Genomic DNA, 25,912 nt, shown 5'->3' with positions numbered 1-25,912 from the left:
TGTTTATCCGTAGATTCCTTGTAATTCAGTAGCAGTCATTACTTTTACGGTTGGATAATCGCAACTTAGTCCGACAATGCCAGTGTCCTTGCCGATCAAGGTTGCACCGATACCGTGGCCCTTTAAACCTTCCGCGGTACGAGAATGGCAGTCCAAGGTGATATCCGCTTCCACATGCACCAAGCCTTTTTTGATGGTAATACGCTGGCCTTGCTGACGGTTGATGTGACCTTGTACAACAACGTGAATACCGGCTTTGTGAATCGCATTTACGCCGCGCTCAGTTAACGGAAGATCGGCATCGCGGTATTTTGTCCGAAACGTATTGGCAATCGAACTGTAGTAAAAGCTGAATAAATCGCGACGTTTTAAATTGCGGTGGAAGGCTTTGTTCGCGTACTTAGTGCCGCTTTTCAGCAACATTTGCCCCATACTGTCGTCCAAACCAGCATGCAAAAACAAGAAGGAGCCACGCTTGGCGACCAACTCCATTCTGCGGAAAAACCAATTAAATTCGCCTTTCTTATGCAAAAACAACTGCTGGCATTTCAACGACGTCGCATACACTTGTCGCAAGCTCAATCCTGCTGACAAGCAATGCTTCTCGAAACTGTGATTCTTAGATTCCATTTTGCGCACTTCGCGATCAATACCTTCCACAGTCAAAAAGCCTGCCGCATGAAACGGAAACTCTTTAAACCAATCGTCGCCGGGGAAAAGTAGATCTCGACACGTTTCTTCATCGGGAATTTTCTTATCCCAATGGGTATCCGCTAAATATTCATCGAAGACTTCACGAAACAACGGCACGACTTTTTTACCCATGCGTACGAAAAAGTGTTGGTTGCCCACGTCCTTCTTGCGCGCCAATGCTAACAATCCCATCAACAAGCGCAAGTCGTGGTTGCCAGCCAACAAGGTTACGCGTGCTTTAAGTTTATAAAGCTGTTTAACACTGCGCAGTAATTTGAGATTGCTCGGCCCTTTATCCAAACAATCACCACCGACAATAATTTCCGACTGTTTGCCTTTTTTCGTCAGGGAAAGATGTCCCAAGCCCGATTTTTTCTTGCGTTCAGCTACGCCAGCAGCAATCAAGGAATCTTCAAAAGCCACCGCATCGGCATGAGGGTCAGAAATAAACACCACAGAACGCTTTGGCCAGCGCAGCTTACTCTTTTTGAACAAAGACGGAATTTCATTCGGCTCTAAAACGTGACTGTTTACCGAGCTTTCATCTCGAGGCCAAGCCGTCCATTCACTCGGTAAACGCGCAATGATATCGGAGTGATGGGGGCGATCCGTTATGGCTGGAATAGGGCTCAAAATAGGATTCGGCATAAGAAATGATTACCTTTTGGTTGATGGTTTTCGTCAGAAAATTCAAACAAAACAGGCTGCCCGAAAATAGACTAAGCCTTTTACTGTGACAAAGCTTTATGACAGTAAGATGAAAGCTGTCATAAAGCTCCTCGATTTCTTTATTTTAAAGTGTCTATAAGCTCATAAGCTCGATCAAAATCAATCCTGCCAGTGAGTCGATAAACCTTCACATTCGCTAACTCACTGCAATAATGCTCTACGGAATCAATGGCGTTGAGATCTGCAAAAGCACCAGATTTATCTTGATAAAAAGGCCCAGGACGTTTACGTAGTCCTTCGATCGCTTCAGGCTGAGAAGACAAATCAACCGGCTCTAATTGCGTCGGTTCAGCGCTGTCTAATGACCAGTCCAACATAATAAGACGCGACAGATTTCCGGCTAAACGAATACGGTTTGGGCCGTATTCATCTTCGATCTGTACATCGTATTTTTCTTCCAAAGACCACAGCTCACTTTGCGGCGTTTGACGTAACGCTTGTTGACGATCTTCTGGCAAGATGTGACGTAATCGCTCGGCATGTAACAAGGTGCCAGGGTTTACTCGCGGCAGTTTTGCCAAGCCGATAGTTTGCGTACCTTGCTCGGTTTTCTTCAATTCTGTTTTTTTTGGCCCTGTATTTTTTAGTAACAGTCGGTCGTTAGTGAGAAAATCACGTTCGGGATTTTCAAGACAACGTAGCATCAGGGTAGATTTGCCACCGCCAGACCCAGCGGCAATTGCCGTTACTTCGCCGTTCACACAAAACGCTGAGGCATGACCCAAGGTAAAGCCTTGGCGTAAATAATGATTCAAAAACTGGTTGTTAATAAAGTTGACGATTTGTGCCAAGTTAGACGCACAAGGACCAACAGCAACCGTATGATCAGGCCGTTGTAAAAACGCCATACCGGTTTTGAATTTTTTAATCCAACGTCCACCAGCCACATCAAGATAACCTTCTTTACGGCCTTGCTTGCCTGCTTCGCGTGGCACATTTAACCAATCTAGCTCATCGCCAACGACGTTTTGCTCCATCACATACAAGTTCAAAGACGTTGTCGTGTGAGCCTCGACCTTCAAATAACTACGATAATAATCAGCAATACCAGCCAACAACATGGCTTCATTGGAATGCACGATAACCGACAAATCGGCAAAGTGAAGGCGAATTGTTTCGCTACAATGACTTAATGCTTCATCCACATGAGGCAAATTTAATAAGGTTTTAATCATGATGTAGTCTCCTTTAGAGTGCATTCTTGTGAAACACCTTCTTGTGAAACACATTCCTTTAAAATATAGTCCGCGTAAACACTGGCTGCATCTATATCACAGCCTTCTAACGCGCCTTTAAAACCGCCAAAGGCCGATACTTCAAATACAACAGGACCTTGATCCGTCAAGGCAATATCCACCGTGGTAAAACTCAGGTCGTAGCAAGATTGTGCTCGACGACCTAATTCAATCAGCGTGGCATCAGGCTCAAACATTTCATACTTTCCACCACTATTAATCGTGGTGTTCCAAGAGTCTTTATTGCCAACACGCGCGTAAGTACACAGGTATTCACCGCCAACAAATACCATACCCAAATCTCGACCATCCAATTTCACGGTTTGCTGAATATAATAAATGGACTGACTCTGACGATACTCTTCCAAAGCGTTATGGACAAATTCGTCACTGTCGTCTTTGGTTAACATGACCATGCCGCGAGCTTTGGTGGAATACAGCGGTTTTAGAATTGCTGAACCAAACTCACGCACCGTGGCAAACGCTTGCTCTGGGCTTTCGGTGATGCGTGTTTTCGGCATGGGAATATTGCCCCTCTGCAGAGCCAAGGTGCCGCTCAAACGATTCACCAAGTTACCGACGCTTGCCGTTGGGCTAAACAGTTTGACGCCTGCGCGCTCGGCATAAGACAGCAGATGAATGCGATCTTCCGTCGCTGGCGAATACACTTCGCTGATCTTCTTGATGATCAAACCATCCAGCGTCATCAAATCTAAGTCTTGGAACATCAGCTGATTGGTGTCTAAGCGTAATTCCACTTGGCTCATATCAATCACGGCACGAAAGCCTGTACGTTCTTCAAGACGATCCGCCAATACTTCTGTGGACCATTTTCCAGGGATACCAACCACCCCGATTTTCAACTTATTCAACGTAAAGCTCCTTAAGTGGTAAAGTAAATGTTTGGGCTTGTTCTGTGGTGCGTTCTTCTGACGACAGCTTTGCTAAACGCTCCAGCAAATATCGAGCGCGTAAATGCATTCGAGAAGCCAGTTTTTTATCAAAAATAAAGCGTGTGGAAGTGGCAAACGAGCGAGCAAGACCTGCAGCTAAGCGCACTTCAAAGGTGACATCTTGTTGACGAGAAGCAAAGCGTCGACCAAAGCGATACACCTCTTTGGCACTTTCCATCATTTGTGTTCGCGTCTCACCACTTAATACCTGCAAGCGGTAAATCGAGACCATTAACACCGACAAGTCCTGCACATAATCAAAGTAAGACGCTCGATGCAGATCGATAAAATAGACACGCTTTTCTGCGTCATCATAAATCAGATTATCGACGTTAAAATCCCCATGAGTCAGCACGGAAAACGGTGCTCGCCTCTGAGTTTCTTGTATCGCGACGCGACGGACTAACTCATCAAAGCTTAGACTGGTGTAGCCACAAATGCGTTCTTCGTCTTTAAAAAACTCAGGGTGAACTTTACGACTGTCGCCAATACGCTTTTGCAGTTGCCCCATGAAATTCGCCGCACAAGACTCAGGTGTCAAAGTGGCTTTCCATGTCTGGTTCAGGGTTTTAAATAAGGCTTTCAACGCGGCTTTTGTGCCGACTTGATCGCCAGCAAGCAACAGAGCTTCCAAGGTTTTTCCCGGAATATGTTCGATCAATAAAGACGATTGTTCATTGCTATCATCGCTCTTCCCATTGATTTGAGATGTGCCTGTCTGACAAAGAACGCTTGGGGCGAGCCGAGGGTCAATATCGCGCCATTGATTCACGCCAGCCACTTCTTCTTCAATTTTGGAACGATCACCTTCTTTATAAACTGCAAGCACATCATTGCCAGACTCATCTTTGTGAGTAATCGCAGCAATAGCACTGCCAGATCGAGTTAACGCCAAACGTCGTACTCTTAAGTCTCGTAGGTCGTAATTCAGGTTCGTCGCACTGTCTAATAAATGAGGATAATTTTGCAACGTGGCGACTTGGCCAAGATCCGCTTTAATCAAGGCTTCCGCCACAACGCCTAATTGCTCTATCAAGCGTTTCAGACTGACATTGCTCAAAATCGCCGCACGCAGCTGGTCATCGCTCAAATCGAACTTTGCTTGCAAAGTGAGCGCTTGCAGCTCGTTATAACTGGCGAGCAACTTGTGAGTGCGTCGACCTAATTTAATACCAGTACGACGACGATTGTCGCTCACGCCAACTTTCACAAGACGTAAAGCACGCCTGATACGTTTCACCAGCTTGCGGCATTCTTGCCCTGTTGGATGTTTATAAGGCTCATACAACGTACCTTCTCGAATACAATCGAAGCAATGCTTGGTCAGCATCTCAAGCGCGATAACCAGAGCATGCATGCCACTTACTTGAGCATGAAAGGTGGTATTGGTTTTGCGGCGCTCTAATAAACGTGCGGTTTCAATATCGGCTTTTTCGCGTAGCGCTTGCACATAGCCACGACGACCGCGAATACTCGACAGCAACGCTGTTGAACTGGAAGTGAAAAAAAGCTCCACAAGATGGCAGTGTGTTTCGACCTCATGCAAGAGAAAAGACACATGCTCTTGTAACGAAGACACTACTGGGGTTGAAGCCATAACGTTTTTCCCTTATTACTTTCCCTTTGACTATACACACAGTAAAAAGCATATAAATGACAGTTATGTGACAATCTGCCATCGAAATACTTAACAAGGAGACAATATGAAAGGACCCAATCCAGATAACAAAGAGCCGATGAAGGGCTTCCCACAAGTAGGTTATCTTAAAAACTTTATTACCCGCGACAATATCATCGTTGGCGACTACACCTATTACGACGACCCTGAAGGGCCAGAACGTTTTGAAGACAATGTGCTTTATCACTTTGATTTTATTGGCGATAAGCTCATTATCGGCAAATTTTGCGCCATCGCAAAAGACGTCACATTCATTATGAATGGGGCGAACCATGCTAATGCGGGGTTCTCAACCTATCCGTTTTACATCTTTGGTAATGGTTGGGAAAAAGCGGCGCCAAAGGCAGGAGATTTACCCTACAAAGGCGATACGAATATAGGTAGCGATGTATGGATTGGCTACGACGCCACCATCATGCCAGGCGTGAAAATAGGTAACGGTGCCATCATTGCCAGCAAATCCGTCGTAACATCAGACGTGCCAGCTTACAGCGTAGTCGGTGGCAATCCAGCCAAGGTCATCAAATACCGTTTTGACGAGCAAACCATTCAAGCATTACAAGACATTGCTTGGTGGGATTGGAGCGCCGAGAAAATCACCCAACACTTAGACGCCATCGCCAGTGCAGATTTGAATCGGTTACAAGCCGCCAAAGACGACTAATCAAGGCTGCCACTAAAAAGGTTACTCACATGACAATCGAGATCCGCACCATACAAGCAACAGACGCCGCCGCTTGGTCAGCCCTAAGAATCGAGTTTCTTCCAGAAATTAAAGACATCAGCCAAGCGGAAGTTGACGCCTTTTTCCAAGGCTGCGATTCAGATCAAAAAAACATTTCCAATCTACAAGAGGTGCTGATTGCGCTTGATAACTCACAAAAGATGGTCGGTTTTATAGAGCTGGATCTTCGCGAAAATGTCCCCGGCAGTAGCCAGCAAACCACACCTTACATCGAAGCATGGTTTGTTTCACCGGATTGCCAAGGGCAAGGTATCGGCAAAGCTTTGATTCACGCTGCCGAAGAATGGGCAAAGCAAAAAGGCTTTCAGGAACTTGGCAGCGACGCCCCGATCTCCAACAAAAAAAGCGTCAACCTTCACAAACAACTTGGTTTTAACGAAATAGAACGTGTAGTTTGCTTATTAAAAATATTGCCTTAAGATCTTTACATGATCCCTTCCAAGCAATGCCTTCTTGGAAACAAGGCACTGGCTCTAAAAACAGATAAGACATCACCTCTCATAGGAAAAACATGAAGATTGACGACACGATAAAACTTGCCCTTCAGCATTTTCGAGCAGAGCAATATCAAGACGCCAAAACACTTTTTCAACGTGTTTATGAGCACGCTCCCGAGTTTGTGATTCCACAGATTTACTTAGCCCAGCTGGCTGTGTTGGACGGTACCGGAAGTGTATGGATCCAGAGACTCGAAACGTTATTGCGTAAAAAGCCCTTCATGCACGAGGCCTATCACACATTAGGCCTGTGTTATCAACAAAACCGCTTGCTACCCCAAGCATCACAGGCGTTTTATCAGGCTCTTGGGGCGCTTTGTTTTCAACCATCTGCTGCTACTTCCGTGCTTCCTAAACAAGTCAAAACATTCGTAGGGTTTGATCGTATCAAAGCCGAGGAATTACTATGGTCAACACTCGCAGAACTAAAGCGGCAGGGGATTCACGCCTTTGCCACCGCGGGTACCTTACTCGGCCTTGAACGCACAGGACAATTGTTAGAAAACGATAAAGATATTGATATTGGTATCGACTGGTTACAAATGTCCAACGCCATCAAGGTATTAACGACATTGGGCTGGCAGGAAGTGTCTCATTCTTATGGTTTAATCAATCCCCGCTGTTTCAAACATCGAGCCTCTGGCATCATCATGGATATTTGTGGCTATGGAACAGAAACGCTCTCAGGTGAAACCATTTCAGGGCTTTGGATGGATCAAGTTCCTTTTGATTGGAATCGCATTACTTACTTTCCTCCCATAAAACTCAGCAGCAAACGCTCTCCCGCAGGCGAAATATGGCACCTAAGCGCACCCGATGCATTTCTAGCAATATTGTATGGTGAAAACTGGCGAGTCCCAGACCCCTACTTTGACACTATCGTATCAGCGGCTAACTTACGGCACTTTTCTTGGCTCGCGTTATGCTATGGCTACTCAAGACTTTACGGTGAATGGAGTAAAGGCAACACACAGAAAGCCCTTGGCATACTGGCTACCTTGCGACGACATCAAACAGACGATCCGATGCTGACAGACATCGCAGAGCGCCTGACTCAGGCAACCAAGCTAACCCAGCCATCACGAGTACTTGCATTAGGTTACTTCGATTTGTTCCATCAGGGACATCTCAATTATCTTAATCATGCCAAACAACAGGGCGATACACTGGTGGTTGGTGTCGCTCCTGATGCGTTTGGCAAGCAAAGTAAGGGCTATGCTCCGGTCATGTCTGAACAAGACCGCATGGCAATACTCAGCGCACTATCAGTTGTTGATGAAGTCCATCTGGTTAGCGCGCCCATGTCTCAAACCGAAGCCGCCGCTCAATGGATAAAATCGCTCAACGTTAACACAGTTGTTTGTGGCGAAGAGTGGCAAGGCAGCGAACGTTGGAATGCGCTGAGTCTGCGCTTAGAAAAAGACCACATTGCTGTTTTATATGCTCCTCGAACGGCAAACATTTCCACAACAGATTTAAAAAATTACATCCTAAAAACGCTTAACGAGACACACGCCAAATAAGTAATATTTTACTGTGAAAGCTGAGTTTTATGTTGAATCAATCAGATAAGACGAATCGCAAGGAAATAACCTGGTTGAATACCACTAAATAGGACTCCATCATATTGTTTCGTTGTGAAAAAATGGCAAAACTACCGAACATGATTGCATATGCCTTTAGACCAATTGTCTATTCTATCGCTTTTCAAATAAAGTTAGATTAACCTAATAAAAATACACTAATGCTAATTCCTCTTGCTAATTTTAAAAAGAATACTAAAGGACTTAATGCGATGTTCACTAAATTGACACCAATAAATAAAGAACAGCACGCTAACTTAAAAGTGAAGGCCATTGAAAATTTCGATTTTGCCAGCAAATTTCATATCGCGTCGGTAATGGTGCATGAGTTTGTTAAAGCGGCATCGGTATATCCGATTGTTTTTTTAGAAGACAAGTCTCAGGATGAATTTAAACCTGTTGCTTTACTTAGCCTAGATGCTGGCGAAAACCTGTTCATTGGTGAAGATGGCAAATGGCAAGCGTCTTACGTTCCTGCGATCATTCGTCGCTACCCATTCGCTTTGGCTAAAAATCCCGATCAAGACAGCTTTACTGTATGCATTGATGAAGACAGTAAGTATGTGGGCACAGAAGACGGTCAACCACTGTTCAATGATCAAGGGGAGCCAACGGAAGTTATTGAAAATGTAAAACGCTATTTAGGCGAACTACAACAAATGGAAGTGTTTACTATAGCCTTTTGCCACTTTTTAGCTGAGAACAACTTGTTCACGCCACTAAACATGCGTGTTAAAGCCGCCGATCAGATCAAAAACGTTACCGGTTGCTACGTGATCAATGAAGAGCGTCTAAATAACCTTTCTGATAAGAAATTCCTTGAAATTAAAGCAAAAGGTTATTTAGCGCCGCTTTATTCCCACCTTACTTCTCTTTCTCAAATTGAGCGTCTAGCCTTGCTTAAACAAGGTATCAGTGCCGTTGAAACGCCTCAGCAAGCAGAAAGTAGCCTGCAATAAGCTAACACCGCCTATTTAAAGCTCCTAGAAGCCGTCTCAAATAACTATTTTAGACGGCTTCTGTTTATGAAGACTAAAAAAACAACATACAGACTAAGCCCTCTGCAGTATTTCACTTATAAAAACGCCTGTATTCGATTGGACAAACAATTTGATACCGCTTGCTAGAAATACAATAATAAATGAACACACTCTTCTTGTGGCAAAAGTCGACACCTTTTCTAAGACAAGGATTTAAATCATAAAACCCCAGTCGTTAACTGAGGTTTTGAGAGGTTGAAATCAGGCGTTTCTAATTGATGCTTTTACCAACCCCGACGGTCGGCGAAGTCATGCCATCTCATGATCGCTGGCAAGAACCAGGGCTTGCCAGTGTAAAGTGGACGAGTATTAAACGGGAACTGGTCAAAAGACGTTTTTCCTTCCACTTGGTTAAGCACTTGCTGCGCGATTTTGCGACCAAAATAATTCGCACGACCGACACCAGAACCACAATAGCCCATGGCATAATGCATGTCGTCCATTTTGCCGATGTGTGGCACATGGTCAAAGGTGTAGGCAACATAGCCCGACCAAGCGTAATCTATTTTTGCCTCTTCAAGCTGAGGAAAAGTACGAATCATAAAGTCCTGTAGGTATTTCGAATACAGCTGTGGCTGATCGCCACGACCAAATGCTCGTCCGCCAAACAAGATGCGTTTGCCATCAGGCGAAGGTCGATAATAGGCAACCAAACGCTCGGTGCCACCATGAGCGCGTAATTTCGGGCTCACGGAACGAATCACAGATTCAGGTAATTCTTCAGTGGCAATCATCGCAGAACGAATAGGAATGATGCGACGTTTGAATTTATCAAACTCGCCACCTGTGTAGCCATTTGTGGCGATAATCACTTGATCGGCATCGATAACACCACCATCGTACTGAACCTTGTAGCTAGCACCCTGTTTACTAACATCACGCACCTTGGTGTGCTCTAGCATTAACACACCGGCTTGCTGAGCAATTTGGCAAAGTCCACGATGTAACTTGGCGGGCTGTAAGGTACCATCGGTCGGATAAATCACACCACCGTGATACGCGTTAGAACCTACTTCTTCGAATTGATCCTGACGGCTCACGGCAATAGCGGGGAAATCCACGACTTTCGCGAGCTCTTCCGCTTGCTCGATCAAGCCTGCGTAATGACTAGGGTGACTGGCACCACGGAAGCGGCCACACAAGGACAAATCACAATCAATTCCCTCTTCCTTGATAAAATCCACCAGCCAATTAAAGGCTACTAAGCTTTCACGAATGGTCTCATGAACATTGTCACGACCATACTGGCGTTCGAGTCCATCGACGCCTAATTTGCTGAAGCTTGGCCCAAGCAAACCACCATTTCGACAGCTCGCGCCTTCGCCTAAATGCCCAGCTTCCAGTAGAACCACTTTGAGTCCTGCTCGTGCCAAGGTGATAGCCGCAGAGATTCCAGTAAAGCCGCCACCAACAATCACAGCGTCGACTTTTTGTGGGATTTCAAAGCGTGCATTTGTGTGTATTTTGCTCGCCAAAGACGTATCTGCCAGCCAAAAAGGCATGTTGGTATACGTCGATATATTTTTTGCCAACATATCGATTTCATTCCATAAAAATAAGGGTAAGTTCGTACTTTTCTTTAACAGCCAACTTAAATCGTATGAACGATGTCGCGAGCAAATCAGTCATCAAAGTACGTGTTGTAAAAACTCTCTCGTCCTATCCCACTGGGGATTCGCCAACACCTGTTCTGGTGGCCCGACTTCAATGATTTCTCCATCGGCCATGAACACCACGCGATCAGCAACTTGTCGAGCAAACTGCATTTCATGAGTAACACACACCATAGTCATGCCGGTTTTGGCGAGGTCGATCATCACGTCCAATACTTCTTTGACCATCTCTGGATCGAGTGCGGATGTTGGTTCATCGAACAGCATGATTTTGGGTTCCATGGCGAGGGATCGGGAAATCGCTACGCGCTGCTGTTGACCGCCTGATAATTGCCCTGGATAACGTGTCGCAAGATGGGCAATCCCGACGCGATCCAACAAACGCATCGCCATTTTGTCGGCGTCACGTTCTGACATCTTGCGCAGCCAAGTCAAACCCAAGGTACAGTTCTGCAAAACAGTAAGGTGAGGGAATAAGTTAAAGTTCTGAAACACCATGCCCATGGTTTGGTGAATGATCTTATGGCTTTGACGATCCCGAGAAAGCCGCTGGCCAAACACGGAAACCACACCTTCTTGGTATTCTTCAAGATGGTTCAACGAACGAATCAAGGTCGATTTACCTGAGCCCGACGGCCCACAAACCACCATGATTTCGCCTTCACTAATGTCTAGAGAAACGTCTTTAAGAACGTGATGATCTCCGTACCACTTGTTCAGGTTGTCGATTTTAATCGCCGTTTCAGTCACGGCTTTTTGGGCTAAATTTCCTGATGACGTCGTCATTAGCGATCCACCTTTAAACGTTTTTCAAGATTCAAACTGTATTGAGACATGCTGTAGCACAAGATAAAGAAGAGCACGGAAATCATCACCAATGGCTCAGTGTGCATTCCCAACCAGTCTTTGTCGTTGGCAATGTTGCGCGCCATCAACATGATGTCGAATAAGCCAATGATGGAAACCAGCGTGGTGTCTTTCAGCAAACTGATAAATGAGGTCATGATGTTTGGAATCATCATTCTTAGCGCCTGTGGCAGAATGACCAGCACCATGGTGTGCAAATACCCTAAACCAAGCGTAGCGGCCGCTTCGTACTGCCCTTTTGGAATCGCCTGCAAGCCACCGCGAATGTTTTCTGCCATATAAGCACCAGCAAATAAACACACCGCGACCAACACTTGTGTGAGCTTGTTAAACTCCATATCCGCAGGCAAAAAGATGGGCAGCAAGGTCACCGCCATAAATAAGACTGTTATCAAGGGTACAGAACGAACTAGCTCGATCACTGTCATCGACAACCAATGAATCACTGGCAATTTAGAACGTCGACCTAGCGCTAAAATCACACCAACAGGAATCGCCATGGTAATGGCAAAACCAGCAATAATGAAGGTTAGGAACAAACCGCCCCAACGCTCAATAGGCACTGGCTCAAGTGATACTTGGCTAAGGCCAAGAGCGATCACCAATGCAACAAGCAGCCAAACAGCAACAAAGCTCAACAGATGAATACGGCGCTCAACCAAGCGTGATACCAGCGGCACAAAAAGTTCGTTTAAGCCTTTCTTCCCCAGCGCCGACAAGATCCAGTTTGCGTAGATAATGGCTAGGAAAGCCAAGGCAAGACAAGTCATCGCGCCATGTACCAAGCCTAATTCCTCGCCAAAACGGCCGCCTAAGAAAAGATAACCGCCCACAAAAGGATACAAGCCAATCCAAGACAACAATATAAAATTGCGTAATGGAATACGCTTCGACATCAGCGGCAATAACCAAACCAATCCGAGCAAGACGCCGATATTGACGCGCCATTGCTCGTCCATCGGAAAGCGCCCGTAAATTAAGCCATTAAACCAGCTAATAACACCGGCCCAACAGGCGCCGTCTGGGCTGATATCCATACATTGACGACGATTATCCGCGATAAAAACCGCATTAAATACCGCCCAATCCAACACATGTTTCGCTAAATAAAACAGTACAGTCGCCACACACAAGGTCAGCAAGCTGTTGCCAATACTGTTAAAACAACGATGACGAATTGTGCCGAAAATACCTCTTTCACTTTTACGTGGCGGACGAGGTGGCGTCGGGACAAATTGCTTTAAAACAGGTTGGTTTTTCACATTCAAATCGTCCATTTATCGCACCTTATACTGCACACTATCGTTGTACTTGTTAAGCAAGTAAGAGATCAGCAAACTGATGAAGATATAAAAACCCATGACCATAAAGATGATCTCGATAGCGCGTCCGGTTTGGTTCATGGAAGTTTGCATGAAAACAGACACCAATTCCGGGAAACCAATCGCTACCGCCAGTGACGAGTCTTTTGTCGCTGCCAACCAAGAGTTGGTCATTGGTGGAATAATGGACCGAATCGCTTGAGGAATTAGAATCAAACGCAGCGACTGAACGCGCGAGAAACCAATGGTAAACGCCGCTTCATGTTGTCCTCGGTCGATAGATTGCATGCCTGCACGAACCGTTTCTGCGATAGCCGCAGATCGATACACCGTCATGGCAACGAACGCCGCACCGAATGACGCTGGAAGAAACGCACCGCCGCTGTAGTTAAAGCCTTGTAGTGTTGGAACAGACAAACTCGTCGAATTTGAAAAGGTCCAGATAGCCCAACAAGCAACTAACGCCCACACAACCAAACCAATATAGAATCCTGTAGAGCGAGAGCCAGACAAGGTGTAATAAGGTTTAGACCAACGGAACAAAGCGTAAAGAGCAGCGATTAAGGCAACCACAAGCGTAACAACCCATCCCCATGACAAGGTGCTTTCCATTGTCATCACATAAAGGCCACGATTATTCAGAAAAAGCCATTCGCCAAGATGATAACTTTGGCGAGGCGCAGGCAAGGTCGAAAACACCACGGTAAACCAAAAGATAATTTGGATTAATAAAGGCACATTACGCACAACTTCTACATACCAGCGCGCAAGTTGAGAAACCAAAGGGTTGTCGGATAGTCTTAAAATTCCCACCACTGTACCAATGAGGGTGCCGACAACAATCACGCAGAAAGACAAAATCAGCGTGTTCACAATACCGACTAAAAATACACGCCAGTAAGTCATACCTGGGTCGTAAGGGATCAAACTCCAGCTAATATTAAATCCTGCCGTCACTTGCAGAAAATCAAAGCCAAACGTCATGCCTAAACGGTTTAAATTCTCACTGGCATTGGCGAATAAAAACCACAAGCCGAACAACACTAGCACTAAGACAATCGCTTGTAGGATCACCGCTCTACTTGAATCATTATTAAGCAGAGACATCCATTTCTGTGTCGTAGACGAAGGCAAACCAGTACCCTTAGTAGGACTTTTCTGTGGTTTACTCGTAGAGGACTGAATCATATCTATATACCGAACGAAGGAGGAAAACTAAAATTGCAATAGATAGGCCAAGAGACCTATCTATTCATATATAGAGACCTTTACACGATGTTTCGATCACAATAATCGTGTATTAACGGAATGATTTTGCGTACATCAACCCGCCCTTAGTCCACAATTCATTCAATGTACCTTCACGATCTAAACCCAAAACACTATCAGTTCCTACGTTACGTTCGTACACTTCACCGTAGTTACCAACATTTTTAATAACTTGATATGCCCAATCCTGAGGAAGTCCTAGACCTGTATTCAGATCGCCTTCAACACCAAGTAAGCGGCGAATCACTGGGCTTTGACTTTCTGCGCGCATTTTCTCAACGTTTTGTGAGTTCACACCAAATTCTTCTGCTGCAACCATGGCAGCAAAGCTCCATTTCACAACGTTCGCCCATTCGCTGTCGTTTTGTTTCACTGCAAACGATAAGGCTTCTTTGGAAATAGTTTCAGGCAAAATAACGTAATCATTTGGATTCGGTGCTGCAGAACGTTGCGCTGCTAAACCCGATTTATCATTGGTTAATGCGTCACAATTGTTGTTAAAAAAGGCAGTGTTACGGACGGAAGAGTCGTCAAATACGACGGTTTTAATATCTAAATTATTCGCACGGCTGTAATCCGCGATGTTCAATTCGCTAGAAGTTCCGGTCAATACACAAACCGTTGCACCATTTAGCTCTTTTACAGATTTCACGCCCAAATCTTTACGCACCATGAAACCTTGGCCGTCATAAAAATACGTATCAAGGAAATCTAAGCCCTGTGCTGAATCACGGGAAAGTGTCCACGTCATGCCTTTTGATAAAATGTCACCTTTACCACTCTTAATAGAAGTGAAGCTTTGCGCCCACTGTACCGGCAGGAATTTTACTTTAGAGGCATCACCAAAAACCGCGGAAGCCACGCCACGACACATATCAATGTCCATGCCCTGCCATTCGCCAGCCTTGTTTAAGCTGTAAAAACCTGGAAAAGAGTTACCAATTACACAGTTTACATAACCACGTTCTTTTACCGCATCTAGGGTAGAAGTGACATCGGCTGCATAACTGTTTGCCGCTAGAAGCGTGGTGGTTGCTGCTAACGCTAGAGAAAATTTCTTCATTGTTCGTTCCTTTCATATGCTGTTGATTTTGTAATTTCTTTTTATTCGAACTCATTTTTATTATGAATCGAGTCCGCGATCCCATCGTTTTATTAAATCTTTTGATGCAGATCAAACAACTAACAGTTAGGATCTTATGTGAAGATTTTCTATAATCACACTGAATATTTTTAATAGTCTAATAACTTTAGGTTATGCCGATGAACATCAATAAATTGCGTATATTTCACGAGGTCTTTGTTACTGGCAGCATCACTAGAGCCGCAGAGCGGAGCTATGTCAGCCAACCAGCGGCCAGTAAAATGCTAGCGAATTTTGAAGATGAAATTGGCTATAAATTGTTTGTGCGTAACAACGGCAAGCTCATTCCGACAGATGAAGCGCTCTACTTGCACGAAGAGGTCTATGGCATCTTGCAAGGCGTAAACCATCTAGAAGACAGCATAAAACGAGCAAAAAACAGCAAAACAGGCAGATTACGCATCGCCACCATTTTCGGTCCGTCCTATCAATTTTTACCTGAACTCATTGCCGAGTATATGAAAGCAAACCCTGGCGTAGATGTGAGTTTACACCTCTCCGGCTGCTCGGCCATTCGACAAGGTATCGCATCAGGACAATATCAAATCGGCTTGGTTGATAAAGCCCAAAGTTCCTCAAAGCACGACTCAGTCGCCTTCGACTTACCTTGTTATTGCGCGGTACCAAAAGATCACCCAGCTGCCCAGCTAGACGTTATTCACCCTAATGATTTATTGGATCTTAGCTGGATTACTCTGGATTCAGAAAACGCTACTACAAAAGCATTAAAACGCATTTATGCTGAAATGGGATTGCCATTGAATCGAACCCTAGAAGTCCATACGACCATTCATGGCCTTTCCTTTGTTAACTTGGGAATGGGCGCCACCTTGGTCGACATACTGAACTTCCGCTACTTTGACAAAGTCTTTCAATTGCCCAACGTCGTGCTAAAACCCTTCTATCCCAGCATTGTTGAGCCCCTTGAAGTACTGACCTCTAACTTGAGTCCGTTATCAGGCCTCGCCAAAGATTTTTACGACGCATTGATACGTAAATTAGAGATACAAACTCAGCTTCCACCGGACACAAAGCATGCTTCCCGATGATAAAACCCGCTGCGCGTGGGCCAGTTCCGCACCTGACTTTCCTGAATACCATGATAACGAATGGGGCTTTCCGGTTGATGACGACCAGCGTTTGTTTGAAAAACTCTGTTTAGAGACCTTTCAATCAGGCTTGAGCTGGCGAACTATTTTGACTAAGAGAGAAAACTTTCGCCTCGCTTTCCAGCAATTCGATTTTCATAAAGTGGCATTATTTGGTGAGAAAGAAATAGCAGAATTACTCAACAACGAGGGTATAGTGCGTAACAAGCGCAAAATCCTCGCGGTGATTAACAACGCCAAACGCGCTTTAGAAATGGTCGAAAAAGAAGGTTCATTAGCCGCCTTCATTTGGCGCTACGAACCCGACGAAAACACCCTTCCTCCACCAGAAACCCAAACCACTTGCGCTGAATCTATCGCCCTTTCCAAAGAGCTCAAAAAACGTGGCTGGCAATTCGTCGGCCCAACGACAATGTATGCTTTTATGCAATCCATGGGACTCATCAACGACCATGCGGAAGACTGTTTTCTGCGGGAGGAAATTGATAAAGCGAGGAAGGGGTTTGTTAGGCCGCAACGGAATAAAGTAGGTTAAAAAAACAGTTATTTAATGAGGCGTTTTTTAATTTCATCAACCATAATTCATCTAATGTTTATTTATTGCCAATGAGGCAGCTCCCCTTCTGCGATAGTTTAAGGATAAGCCTAGATGATTTTTAGCAAAAGAAAAGACAAGCCATCGACTTCGAACCCAGAAAACCAAAAACTAAAACAGTGTCACGATGAGTTAAGCGCCATTAAGCAAAATACCGCCTGTATCAGCTTTGATGTAGACGGCATTGTCTTAGATGCCAATCCGATTTTCTTAGAAGCGGTGGGCTACACACTAGAGCAAATCGTCGGTAAACATCATCGTATATTTTGTGATGCAGAATACACAAAGTCAGCTGAATACAAAGCATTTTGGGATGACCTCAAAGCAGGCAAATCTTTCCACGGTACCTTTCTACGCTTTAAGCAAAACAAGCAACCTATTCACCTAGAAGCCAGCTACTTTCCTGTCTCCGATGAAAGTGGCAAGGTCACAAAGATTCTTAAAATCGCCAACGACATCACCGAGATGCAGGAATCACTGGCAAACAAAAATGCCGTATTAACGGCGTTAGACCGCTCGCTCGCTGTTATTGAATTTGATCCTGAAGGCAACATACTTCACGCCAACAGTAATTTTTTAAGAGCAATGAAATACGATCTACAAGACATTGTTGGCAAACATCATAAAATGTTTTGCGATGAAAAATTCTACCGAGATAACCCAAGCTTTTGGTCTAATTTAGCGCATGGGCAACATTCTTCAGGACGTTTTCAGCGTTTTGATGGTAATGGCAAAGTTATTTGGCTAGAAGCCACTTATAACCCCATCTTTGATGAAAAGGGCCGAGTCTATAAAGTCATTAAATTCGCCTCTGACATTTCAGAACGTGTTAATAATGCGATGAACGCGATTGAACTGGCCGCAGCCACCTCGGAACAAACCAGCCAAGTATCATCTAATGCCGTCGGCATTCTGAATGCATCAGTACAAACGTCCAATGATATTGCTGAAAAGGTAAAAAGCGCTGCCGATATAGGTGGTTTACTGAAAATCCAATCTAAAAGTATTTCAGACATCGTTGTCACCATTCGCTCTATTGCCGATCAAACTAACTTGCTCGCACTTAATGCCGCAATAGAAGCCGCACGCGCAGGCGATGCAGGTCGTGGTTTCTCAGTGGTAGCCGATGAAGTTCGCAAACTTGCCAGCAATACCGCCACAGCGACAGCAGAAATTGCCTCAGTTGTAGAAAAGAATCACAACCTGATCAATGAAATGGATGAAATGCTGAACTCAGTGACAGGCACAGCACTTCATGGCAAAGAAAGTATTAACGAAGTGGCTCGAGGTCTTACTGAAATCTCATCTGGCGTCGCGAGATTCGTCGAAATGGTAGACAAAATGAAAGATTAGACAAAAGCCATTCTTAAAATACAAAAAATATAAATTCAGAAACATAATGTAAATGACACTTTCAGTTTTTATTCTTCCATTACAGTTCATAACGTTAACTAACATTTTTAAGCGGTAGTCTTAATACTCCATTAATATTTCGTCTTTATTCTTTGGATTAGTACTAAAAGCATACAACGAAAGAATCATATTTATAAATCGTGACTGATCATGCGGTTCAAAAAAATGATTTGAACCTTACTTAAAAATTTACTTGCGTTAACATTCTAGAATTTAGTTAGAAAAATAAGAATGTTCGTTTAGTATGGAGGCATACCATGCTTTTCACTTCACAAAAAAAAGATATAGAACAAAAATACAAACAAGAAGCCATTTTAAATTCACAGCGTAAAAATGAACTAGATGCTATTAAAAAAATCACTGCAAATATTAGTTTTTCTACTGATGGTATCATTTTAGATGCCAACGATAATTTTTTAGAAGTAGTCGGATACAACTTAGAAGAAGTGATCGGTAAACATCACAGAATATTTTGCGACACTGAATATACAAAATCGTCCGATTATAAATTTTTTTGGGATGGTCTTAAGTCAGGAAAAAGCTTCAGCGGCACTTTCTTGCGATTCAAGAAAAATAAACAATCAGTCTATTTAGCGGCAAACTATTTTCCTGTATCAGATGACAATGGAAACGTTATTAAAATACTAAAAATAGCCAGTGATATAACGGAGGTTGAAGAATCATTAGAAAGTAAAAATGCGATACTCAATGCTCTAGACCTTTCTCTAGCCGCCATAGAATTTGACCCTTCAGGTAAAATACTGCACGCCAACAGTAATTTTTTAAGAGCAATGAAATACGATCTACAAGACATTGTTGGTAAACATCATAAAATGTTTTGCAATGAAAAATTTTACAAAGAACATCCTAATTTCTGGTCCGATTTAACTCACGGAAAGTATTTTTCAGGCCGTTTTCAGCGTTTTGATGGTGATGGAAAGGTCATTTGGCTAGAGGCGACCTATAATCCCATCTTTGACGAGAAAGGCCGTGTCTATAAGGTCATCAAGTTTGCATCCGACATCACAGAACGCGTTAACAATGCGTTAAATGCTGTAGAACTTGCCGCCGCGACGTCCGAACAAACCAACCAAGTGTCAGCGAATGCGGTCGAAATTCTAAATACATCCGTTCAAACCTCCAATGAAATTGCAGACAAAGTAAAAGACGCAGCAGAAATAGGTGATTTACTTAAATCACAATCCAAAAGCATTTCAGACATCGTTGTGACCATTCGTTCTATTGCCGATCAAACTAACTTGCTCGCACTTAATGCCGCAATAGAAGCCGCACGCGCAGGCGATGCAGGTCGTGGTTTCTCAGTGGTAGCCGATGAAGTTCGCAAACTTGCCAGCAATACCGCCACAGCGACAGCAGAAATTGGCTCGGTTGTAGAAAAGAATCACAACCTAATTAATGAAATGGATGACATGTTACGCTCGGTAACAGGCATTGCTCTTCATGGCAAAGAAAGTATCAACGAAGTATCACGAGGCCTTACTGAGATTTCATCTGGTGTCGCGAGATTCGTCGAAATGGTCGACAAAATGAAGGATTGATCGACCTTTAACTAAAGCGTGAAGAATTAAAAAGGTCTAATGCTGTACAACGGTAGCTTGTATACGGTGAGCACGCCAAGAGCATATCTCGATGTCGGTCGATTTGAATCGGGTCTTGTTATTCAACACCAGCCCACAAGGTATGCTGCTGAATGCAAGGGAAGTTTGAGGGGTTGGAGAAAATTAAACCTATCACGCCATCCCCGCGCCAATCGTTGCTCGCACCGGAATACCTTCGGTGCTGAAGTCTTCTAAGCAACAAACATTGATGCCGAAAAAGTCAGACGCGTTTGCGGTGGAAAGGATAAATATCGCAGCTTTTACAGAAGAAATGGCGCGCGGTTTTAGTATGGAATTGATATTCCGTAAGACTGTCCTCACCCTTGATGAGTTGGAACTTGCTCTCATGCACTTTAACCATCAAGACGTTCTTTCGGTGACAATTTTGAATTGAACATTACCGCAATGGCAACTTCCTAATTACTCTTTTTCTTGCATATGGACCGCCTTACAAGAGGTCATTTTTTTCAACCATATCTGTTTACGTCCTTCTTGATTAAGATCACTTTAAAAAACTGTCTTATGCTCAATAATGCAGTGCCCTATCTACCATAATTTGCTGCCTTGCCCATGCTTGCTTCCGACATCACGCATAGAGCCAACACTCTATTTACTTTACATTCCCTCTGGGCCGAATACAAAAAATAACCTTAAAGCATAAGACGGCGCCAAGGGAGCTATGGCATACAAGAATATATTTAATGTATAAGTTTAGTATCGGTTCGTCATAATTATGCATTTTCAAATTGATATAAAGAAAATATCAATTACTCATCAATATCAGTCGATTTAAAAGGACTTAACCTAATGACTATCTTAACAACAGAAGCACTTTTCAATATCGTCAATGGTTCAACATTATTAGCAAGTGGCGGCGGTGGTTCGATTAAAACGGCCTACTCGTTTGTTAACCAAATAGTAGAAACGAAAAAATCTATTACACTGTGCTCACCCGGTTCGATGAAACACAGTGATTTTGGTGTGGTAGTTGGTGCAATGGGGTCTCCTGAAAGCTTTGAAAAAATAGGCTTACAAGGCGCAGAAAAAAGAGCGGTTGAGGTCATGCAAGACCTAAACAAATCAAAGAGAATCAATTTCACCATTTCTGTTGAAACTGGATCAAATATTTTTGTCGCTATGCTAGCGGCAGCAAAAACGCTAGATCCAGCTCTTGTTATTGATGCTGATGGTGCGGGACGTTCAGTACCGACCTTATCCTGCTTGAGCTATAGCTCCAAAATAAACATCACGCCATTTGTCGTACTAAATGCCCCCCATGGAGAGGTACTTGTTGAAGGTGATATCGTTTTAAACTTGCCCCAAATTAGTGACGGGGACCTAGGTGAAGCAACGAAGAAGAAAGCTCAAGCCAGTATCGTTGAAAATATGGTTAGGCCTATTTTATCGTCTGAAGGCAGTTTTGACGGTGTAGGTGCTATTTCAGGCTGGATCATGAATGGCAATCAAGCAAAGTCAGCACTTGTATCAAATACAATCTCAATGGCGCAGAGCATTGGAGAACAACTGAATAAATTCAAAGTCGATGATAAGAACATTATCCATGACCTTGCTGTGTTTTTAAACACACTAAATATATCCCTATACTCTTTATCTGAGACCAACTCACCTTTTATTCTTAAAAGCAAAGACAGTGTTTCTCAGGGTGGGTTTGATTTTAATAAATTATCTTTTACTCAAACGGTTAGCGGCCGAGTAAGAGAGCTAATTGTCATTAACCAAAATGAAAACTTACTCATTTGGGACAAAGATAAAGATCATCCTCTGACTATCTGTCCTGATTCAATTTGCATGCTAGGTAAATTAGACGAGACGATTAAAGATGATATTCTGGCTGGTTTAAGCTCACTCAGTGGCATAGAGAAAGAAGAGGCTGATACATCACTTTCAGGATGGCATGGCCTTTCAGTAGAAGACGTCGTAGAGGGGCAAGAAGTGTATTTATTTAGTTTACCGGCCCCAGAAACACTCAAAAATGAAAACCAAGAAGTCTTTTCTGCTCTGGCAAAGCAATTTGGCTACTACGGATCATATGAGTCTTTAGACAAGCTGCTAACGAAAGAAGACATCTAACGCGCCAAACTCAACCGATAATCGTCAAATTTTTATTATTAACATGGAGGTGTCATGAAATTTAATGAGCTTTTTGATCAAGAAGAACATGACTTTATGATTAAAGAATGTCTTTTTCAGTTATGGAGTCATTCTGACGATCTCATGTTTATCGTTGCTGTCGAAGAGAATGGCGAATTTTCTCTTTATGATAACAATTCAGCTTCTCGGATTGCGATGGGGATTGAGCCAAACAAAATTTATCATCGCAACCGCATTCGCGATATGTTTCCTGAAGAGATTGTCGAAGGTTTTTACAGTACTTATCGGGAAGCCATCACCAGTAGAAAGCCTATTTCAATAGAGCAATATACCGTAAATGATGGAAAGGATTTATTCTACAACACCTTGTTAGTGCCTATATTTGATGAGCAAGACAATCCTGCCTTTATTTGCGGTATCAGCCATGAAACGACCAAAATCAAAACCGCCGAAAAAATGGCCGTTGAAGCAGGAGAAAAGCTGAAGGAATACAATGTTGGGCTGAAACAAATCAATGACAACCTTGATGCAAAAGTCAGGGAACGAACAGCCGCACTGGAACTCGCTAAAGCGGAGCTGGAAGAGGCGCTAGAAGCGAAGTCATCATTTGTCGCGAGAATGAGTCACGAAATCCGTACGCCTATTAACGCGGTTATCGGCCTAAGTGACCTAGCTCTCAATACTTCCCCCAATCATAAAGAACAGCAAGACTACCTACAAAAGATACGAGACTCCGGCGATATTTTGCTCAGTTTAGTCAACAATGTCTTGGACTTTTCCAAAATAGAAGCAGGTAAATTAACCGCTGAGTCAGTGCGTTTTTCAACGGAGAAATTAATTCGAACCACAGTCAATATGAATGTATTTGGAGCCTATGCGAAAAAGCTCGAGTTAGTAACAGACATCGCTGATGACATTCCTGAATACTTATTAGGGGACCCGCTCCGTATTCAACAGATATTGGTCAACTTAGTGAGCAACGCGATTAAGTTCACAGAAAGCGGGAGCATTGTTATTCGATTACGTTGCAATAAGTTAGATGGTGAGAATATTTTGCTGCAGTGCGAGGTCACTGACTCAGGTATAGGTATCTCATCCACTCAACTCGAACAGCTATTTTGCCCCTTCACACAGGCAGACAATAGTGTCACACGCGTCTATGGTGGAACTGGATTAGGATTAACAATAACTCGTCAGTTATGTGAATTAATGAATGGGGAAATCAAAGTCGAAAGTGATGTTGGCAAAGGTTCAACCTTCACCGTCTTATTGCCTTTAAAAGTCCCCACTCTGCAGCCAAAAAATGCAGCAATCGACTCTGCAAATATGCTTAAAGCTCTAGTAGTGGATGATCATCCGTTATCTAGAGACATTCTAGCCAAACTATTAGCCAGCTTTGGTATAGAAAGCACGTGTGTGGGGAGCGGCTGGGAAGCCATCGATGCTATTCACCAATCAGATCAATCCGGCGTTGCATTCGATGTAGTTTTCATGGATTGGCAAATGCCAGGTATAGACGGAATAGAAACTTCAAAAAAGATAAAAAATTTATTCAAAGAATTAGCGCCGCCTATCTTGATGATATCAGCCTATGAAAAGCATCATATCCAGCCTCACTTGGACACAGGTATTATTCGGCAGTTTATAGAGAAGCCTATTGGTAAATCAACACTATTCGATGCAATAAATCAGTTTTTTAATATTGAGAAAATAGCAATATCGAATAAAAAAATAGCTCCGATACCTCAGCTATCGGATTTTCATATTTTACTTGTTGAAGATAATCTAATTAATCAGCAAGTAGCATTGGGGTACTTAAAAAGCACTGGGGTTCAAGTAGATTGCGCTGAAAACGGAAAAATCGCCATTGATAAGATAAAAGGTACTCAGTATGACCTTATCCTTATGGATATCCAAATGCCGGTTATGGATGGATTAACCGCATCAGCTATCATTCGTGGCATGGATCTTGGTTATGAACTTCCGATTATTGCCATGACAGCTCACACTTCTCCAGAAGACAAAGAGAAAAGCCTCTCTGCGGGAATGAATAATCATATCCCTAAACCTATTCCATCTGACTTACTTTATAAAACACTGAGTAACTACTTAATAAGTAATAAAAAAAATAGAAAGGCTGACGCTGAGCTATTGCCCGTAAAACCAGCTTTAAACGATAAATTATCTATGCTTTTCAAGATAAGTAGTCTAGAAGCTGGAAAAGCTATTGATTCTCTAAAAAATGACACATCAATTTACCTAAAAATAGTGAGATCTTTCTGGACGCAATATACATCGCTTTTAGAAGACCCTAATACTCGATTTTTAACCTTAGACAATCGCAACTTACTAAACGACATACACTCTTTGAAATCAAATGCGGCTTACATTGGCGCTCAAGATATATTTAAAGATTGCGTAGTCATTGAACGAAAATTACTAAAAAATGAGTATGTTGATGGTTCACTGTTAGATGCTGTGATCAGCAAACTATCGATCCTTTTGACAGCGCTAAATCTTGTCTTTGATCAAATTGAGTACAAGGATATTGATTCAAGAATCAATCTTAAAAGCACGCTTAGAAAGGTACTGCCATTGCTGGAGCAAAGTGACTTTAAAGTAGAAAATTATTTTCATGCATTACATCATAAATCCATGAACACTCAATATAGTGAGGATATTACTCAAATAATACAAAATATTACCGATATTGAGTATGAGCAGGCGGCAAAGCTTGTTCGTCAACTTTTAGTAAAATTACCAGGTAGCTAGAATGCCCAATTCATTTAGTGTCCTTATTATCGATGATGAAATCATAAACTTACAGATCATCAGTGATATCTTACGTAGCGAAGTCGACATTATAATGGCAAAAAGCGGAGAACAAGGTGTCCGTAAAGCGTTAGAGCTTTCACCAGACCTAATTTTACTCGACGTTATGATGCCTGATATGGATGGCTTCGAGACCATGGAAAAGCTGAGCCAAGATTCACGGACATGTGATATTCCTGTCATCTTTATAACGGCCTTAGATGACATAAAAAATGAAGAAAAAGGGCTCTTACTTGGAGCAAGTGATTATATTCAAAAACCAATACACGCTTCAATCATAAAAGCTAGAGTAGCCTTGCACCTTAAATTAATAAATCAACACCGTATACTTGAACGCTTAAGTACCATAGACCCATTAACCTCTTTAGCAAATCGTCGGAAGTATGAAGAAACAATCCGGTCTGAATGGAAATTAATGGAAGAAATTAATGAAACTTTATCCTTAGCCGTTATCGACATTGATAATTTTAAACAATATAACGACTTTTATGGACATGCTGCAGGCGATAAAGTTTTACAAAAAGTAGCGGCTATTCTAGCTAATAACTTTAAACATAATAGCAATCTAGTAGCACGATATGGTGGAGAAGAATTTGTGGCAATCATGCCCAGAACTTCAAAAAAAGAAGCTTTGCAACGTCTTAATAAATGCATTAGTGAAGTTCAAGAAATGGCCATTACCTGTAAAAAAGAAAACGACAATGTTGTCACTATTAGTGCTGGAGTCTCTTCTATCATTCCTAACGATGGCTTTAAATTTGAGTCTTTATTCGCTGCCGCAGATGAAGCTTTATACCTTGCGAAATATGAAGGAAAAAACCAAGTCAAATGGAAAAACGTTACAACCAGCGATATAGCCTAATC

At 43.0% G+C, this 25,912-nt stretch carries 21 protein-coding genes; 12 read left to right on the top strand and 9 right to left on the bottom strand.

The annotated features are described in order from the left end of the window. Positions 1 to 3: 3 nt before the first annotated feature. The 4 genes from TY87_RS05500 to TY87_RS05485 all read right to left on the bottom strand — a co-directional run bounded on the left by TY87_RS05500 (position 4) and on the right by TY87_RS05485 (position 5,207). A complete protein-coding gene (locus TY87_RS05500; RefSeq protein WP_100186300.1) occupies positions 4 to 1,341 on the bottom strand; it encodes a metallophosphoesterase in 1,338 nt (445 codons plus the stop codon). 140 nt (positions 1,342 to 1,481) lie between these two features. Continuing rightward, complete coding sequence (locus TY87_RS05495; protein ID WP_100186299.1) at positions 1,482 to 2,597, bottom strand: HprK-related kinase B; 1,116 nt, start codon at positions 2,595 to 2,597, stop codon at positions 1,482 to 1,484. Next, complete coding sequence (locus tag TY87_RS05490; protein ID WP_100186298.1) at positions 2,594 to 3,529, bottom strand: GAK system ATP-grasp enzyme; 936 nt, start codon at positions 3,527 to 3,529, stop codon at positions 2,594 to 2,596. The genes TY87_RS05495 and TY87_RS05490 overlap by 4 nt, the downstream gene beginning before the upstream one ends. After that, positions 3,522 to 5,207, bottom strand: a complete 1,686-nt coding sequence (locus tag TY87_RS05485) for a phosphotransferase (protein WP_100186297.1) — start codon at positions 5,205 to 5,207, stop codon at positions 3,522 to 3,524. Before TY87_RS05485 ends, TY87_RS05490 begins: the two co-directional genes overlap by 8 nt. Positions 5,208 to 5,313: 106 nt before the next feature. On the opposite strand from TY87_RS05485, the gene TY87_RS05480 reads away from it, so the two are divergent. The 4 genes from TY87_RS05480 (at position 5,314) to TY87_RS05465 (ending at position 9,072) form a co-directional block, all read left to right on the top strand. Continuing rightward, entirely contained in the window at positions 5,314 to 5,952 is a 639-nt protein-coding gene (locus tag TY87_RS05480) for a Vat family streptogramin A O-acetyltransferase (RefSeq protein WP_100186296.1), read from the top strand. A 29-nt stretch (positions 5,953 to 5,981) separates the two neighbouring features. Next, positions 5,982 to 6,452 (top strand): GNAT family N-acetyltransferase, encoded by a 471-nt coding sequence (locus TY87_RS05475; protein ID WP_100186295.1) that lies wholly within the window; start codon positions 5,982 to 5,984, stop codon positions 6,450 to 6,452. Positions 6,453 to 6,544: 92 nt separating this feature from the next. Next, complete coding sequence (locus TY87_RS05470) at positions 6,545 to 8,053, top strand: FAD synthase family protein (RefSeq protein WP_100186294.1); 1,509 nt, start codon at positions 6,545 to 6,547, stop codon at positions 8,051 to 8,053. A 272-nt stretch (positions 8,054 to 8,325) separates the two neighbouring features. After that, the gene (locus tag TY87_RS05465) at positions 8,326 to 9,072 is read left to right on the top strand and encodes a SapC family protein (RefSeq protein WP_100186293.1); all 747 of its coding nucleotides are present in this window, start codon (positions 8,326 to 8,328) and stop codon (positions 9,070 to 9,072) included. Positions 9,073 to 9,377: 305 nt separating this feature from the next. On the opposite strand, the gene TY87_RS05460 is transcribed toward TY87_RS05465, so the two are convergent. From TY87_RS05460 to TY87_RS05440, 5 genes are all read right to left on the bottom strand, one after another. Next, positions 9,378 to 10,688: an NAD(P)/FAD-dependent oxidoreductase gene (locus TY87_RS05460; RefSeq protein ID WP_072838613.1), complete on the bottom strand. Its 1,311-nt coding sequence runs from the start codon at positions 10,686 to 10,688 to the stop codon at positions 9,378 to 9,380. 93 nt (positions 10,689 to 10,781) lie between these two features. Further along, on the bottom strand, positions 10,782 to 11,552 hold the full coding sequence (locus TY87_RS05455; RefSeq protein WP_100186292.1) for an amino acid ABC transporter ATP-binding protein: 771 nt from the start codon (positions 11,550 to 11,552) through the stop codon (positions 10,782 to 10,784). Continuing rightward, positions 11,552 to 12,910 (bottom strand): amino acid ABC transporter permease, encoded by a 1,359-nt coding sequence (locus TY87_RS05450; RefSeq protein WP_100186291.1) that lies wholly within the window; start codon positions 12,908 to 12,910, stop codon positions 11,552 to 11,554. The genes TY87_RS05455 and TY87_RS05450 overlap by 1 nt, the downstream gene beginning before the upstream one ends. Beyond that, entirely contained in the window at positions 12,911 to 14,143 is a 1,233-nt protein-coding gene (locus tag TY87_RS05445; RefSeq protein ID WP_100186290.1) for an amino acid ABC transporter permease, read from the bottom strand. Positions 14,144 to 14,255: 112 nt separating this feature from the next. After that, positions 14,256 to 15,287 carry an amino acid ABC transporter substrate-binding protein gene (locus TY87_RS05440; RefSeq protein WP_100186289.1) on the bottom strand — a complete coding sequence of 344 codons (1,032 nt, stop codon included), beginning with the start codon at positions 15,285 to 15,287 and terminating at the stop codon, positions 14,256 to 14,258. A 200-nt stretch (positions 15,288 to 15,487) separates the two neighbouring features. Between TY87_RS05440 and TY87_RS05435 the strand changes: the two genes are divergently transcribed. The 8 genes from TY87_RS05435 to TY87_RS05400 all read left to right on the top strand — a co-directional run bounded on the left by TY87_RS05435 (position 15,488) and on the right by TY87_RS05400 (position 25,910). Further along, on the top strand, positions 15,488 to 16,417 hold the full coding sequence (locus tag TY87_RS05435; protein WP_100186288.1) for a LysR family transcriptional regulator: 930 nt from the start codon (positions 15,488 to 15,490) through the stop codon (positions 16,415 to 16,417). Then, complete coding sequence (locus TY87_RS05430; protein ID WP_100186287.1) at positions 16,404 to 17,012, top strand: DNA-3-methyladenine glycosylase I; 609 nt, start codon at positions 16,404 to 16,406, stop codon at positions 17,010 to 17,012. Before TY87_RS05435 ends, TY87_RS05430 begins: the two co-directional genes overlap by 14 nt. Positions 17,013 to 17,126: 114 nt before the next feature. Further along, positions 17,127 to 18,425, top strand: coding sequence for a methyl-accepting chemotaxis protein (locus TY87_RS22895; RefSeq protein WP_100186286.1), 1,299 nt, complete (start codon positions 17,127 to 17,129; stop codon positions 18,423 to 18,425). Between the two features lie 317 nt (positions 18,426 to 18,742). Next, positions 18,743 to 20,044 (top strand): methyl-accepting chemotaxis protein, encoded by a 1,302-nt coding sequence (locus tag TY87_RS22890; RefSeq protein WP_100186285.1) that lies wholly within the window; start codon positions 18,743 to 18,745, stop codon positions 20,042 to 20,044. A gap of 238 nt (positions 20,045 to 20,282) precedes the next feature. Beyond that, positions 20,283 to 20,498, top strand: coding sequence for a hypothetical protein (locus tag TY87_RS22435; RefSeq protein ID WP_157789870.1), 216 nt, complete (start codon positions 20,283 to 20,285; stop codon positions 20,496 to 20,498). 413 nt (positions 20,499 to 20,911) lie between these two features. Then, positions 20,912 to 22,195, top strand: a complete 1,284-nt coding sequence (locus TY87_RS05410; protein WP_100186284.1) for an S-methyl thiohydantoin desulfurase family protein — start codon at positions 20,912 to 20,914, stop codon at positions 22,193 to 22,195. A 54-nt stretch (positions 22,196 to 22,249) separates the two neighbouring features. Next, positions 22,250 to 24,988 carry a response regulator gene (locus TY87_RS05405; protein ID WP_100186283.1) on the top strand — a complete coding sequence of 913 codons (2,739 nt, stop codon included), beginning with the start codon at positions 22,250 to 22,252 and terminating at the stop codon, positions 24,986 to 24,988. 1 nt (position 24,989) lies between these two features. Beyond that, the gene (locus TY87_RS05400) at positions 24,990 to 25,910 is read left to right on the top strand and encodes a GGDEF domain-containing response regulator (RefSeq protein ID WP_100186282.1); all 921 of its coding nucleotides are present in this window, start codon (positions 24,990 to 24,992) and stop codon (positions 25,908 to 25,910) included. Positions 25,911 to 25,912 lie beyond the last annotated feature (2 nt).

Origin of the sequence: Marinomonas sp. BSi20584, from assembly GCF_002792415.1 — a bacterium.
Classification (GTDB): domain Bacteria; phylum Pseudomonadota; class Gammaproteobacteria; order Pseudomonadales; family Marinomonadaceae; genus Marinomonas; species Marinomonas polaris.
Note: the sequence above shows the minus strand (reverse complement) of the source record. Positions and strands in the feature narration are given on the sequence as shown.

Coding starts and splice junctions, on each gene's coding strand:
- TY87_RS05500 (WP_100186300.1), bottom strand. CDS start 1,341: ATGCCGAATCCTATTTTGAGCCCTATTCCAGCCATAACGGATCGCCCC.
- TY87_RS05495 (WP_100186299.1), bottom strand. CDS start 2,597: ATGATTAAAACCTTATTAAATTTGCCTCATGTGGATGAAGCATTAAGT.
- TY87_RS05485 (WP_100186297.1), bottom strand. CDS start 5,207: ATGGCTTCAACCCCAGTAGTGTCTTCGTTACAAGAGCATGTGTCTTTT.
- TY87_RS05480 (WP_100186296.1), top strand. CDS start 5,314: ATGAAAGGACCCAATCCAGATAACAAAGAGCCGATGAAGGGCTTCCCA.
- TY87_RS05475 (WP_100186295.1), top strand. CDS start 5,982: ATGACAATCGAGATCCGCACCATACAAGCAACAGACGCCGCCGCTTGG.
- TY87_RS05470 (WP_100186294.1), top strand. CDS start 6,545: ATGAAGATTGACGACACGATAAAACTTGCCCTTCAGCATTTTCGAGCA.
- TY87_RS05465 (WP_100186293.1), top strand. CDS start 8,326: ATGTTCACTAAATTGACACCAATAAATAAAGAACAGCACGCTAACTTA.
- TY87_RS05460 (WP_072838613.1), bottom strand. CDS start 10,688: ATGTTGGCAAAAAATATATCGACGTATACCAACATGCCTTTTTGGCTG.
- TY87_RS05455 (WP_100186292.1), bottom strand. CDS start 11,552: ATGACGACGTCATCAGGAAATTTAGCCCAAAAAGCCGTGACTGAAACG.
- TY87_RS05450 (WP_100186291.1), bottom strand. CDS start 12,910: ATGGACGATTTGAATGTGAAAAACCAACCTGTTTTAAAGCAATTTGTC.
- TY87_RS05445 (WP_100186290.1), bottom strand. CDS start 14,143: ATGATTCAGTCCTCTACGAGTAAACCACAGAAAAGTCCTACTAAGGGT.
- TY87_RS05440 (WP_100186289.1), bottom strand. CDS start 15,287: ATGAAGAAATTTTCTCTAGCGTTAGCAGCAACCACCACGCTTCTAGCG.
- TY87_RS05435 (WP_100186288.1), top strand. CDS start 15,488: ATGAACATCAATAAATTGCGTATATTTCACGAGGTCTTTGTTACTGGC.
- TY87_RS05430 (WP_100186287.1), top strand. CDS start 16,404: ATGCTTCCCGATGATAAAACCCGCTGCGCGTGGGCCAGTTCCGCACCT.
- TY87_RS22895 (WP_100186286.1), top strand. CDS start 17,127: ATGATTTTTAGCAAAAGAAAAGACAAGCCATCGACTTCGAACCCAGAA.
- TY87_RS22890 (WP_100186285.1), top strand. CDS start 18,743: ATGCTTTTCACTTCACAAAAAAAAGATATAGAACAAAAATACAAACAA.
- TY87_RS05410 (WP_100186284.1), top strand. CDS start 20,912: ATGACTATCTTAACAACAGAAGCACTTTTCAATATCGTCAATGGTTCA.
- TY87_RS05405 (WP_100186283.1), top strand. CDS start 22,250: ATGAAATTTAATGAGCTTTTTGATCAAGAAGAACATGACTTTATGATT.
- TY87_RS05400 (WP_100186282.1), top strand. CDS start 24,990: ATGCCCAATTCATTTAGTGTCCTTATTATCGATGATGAAATCATAAAC.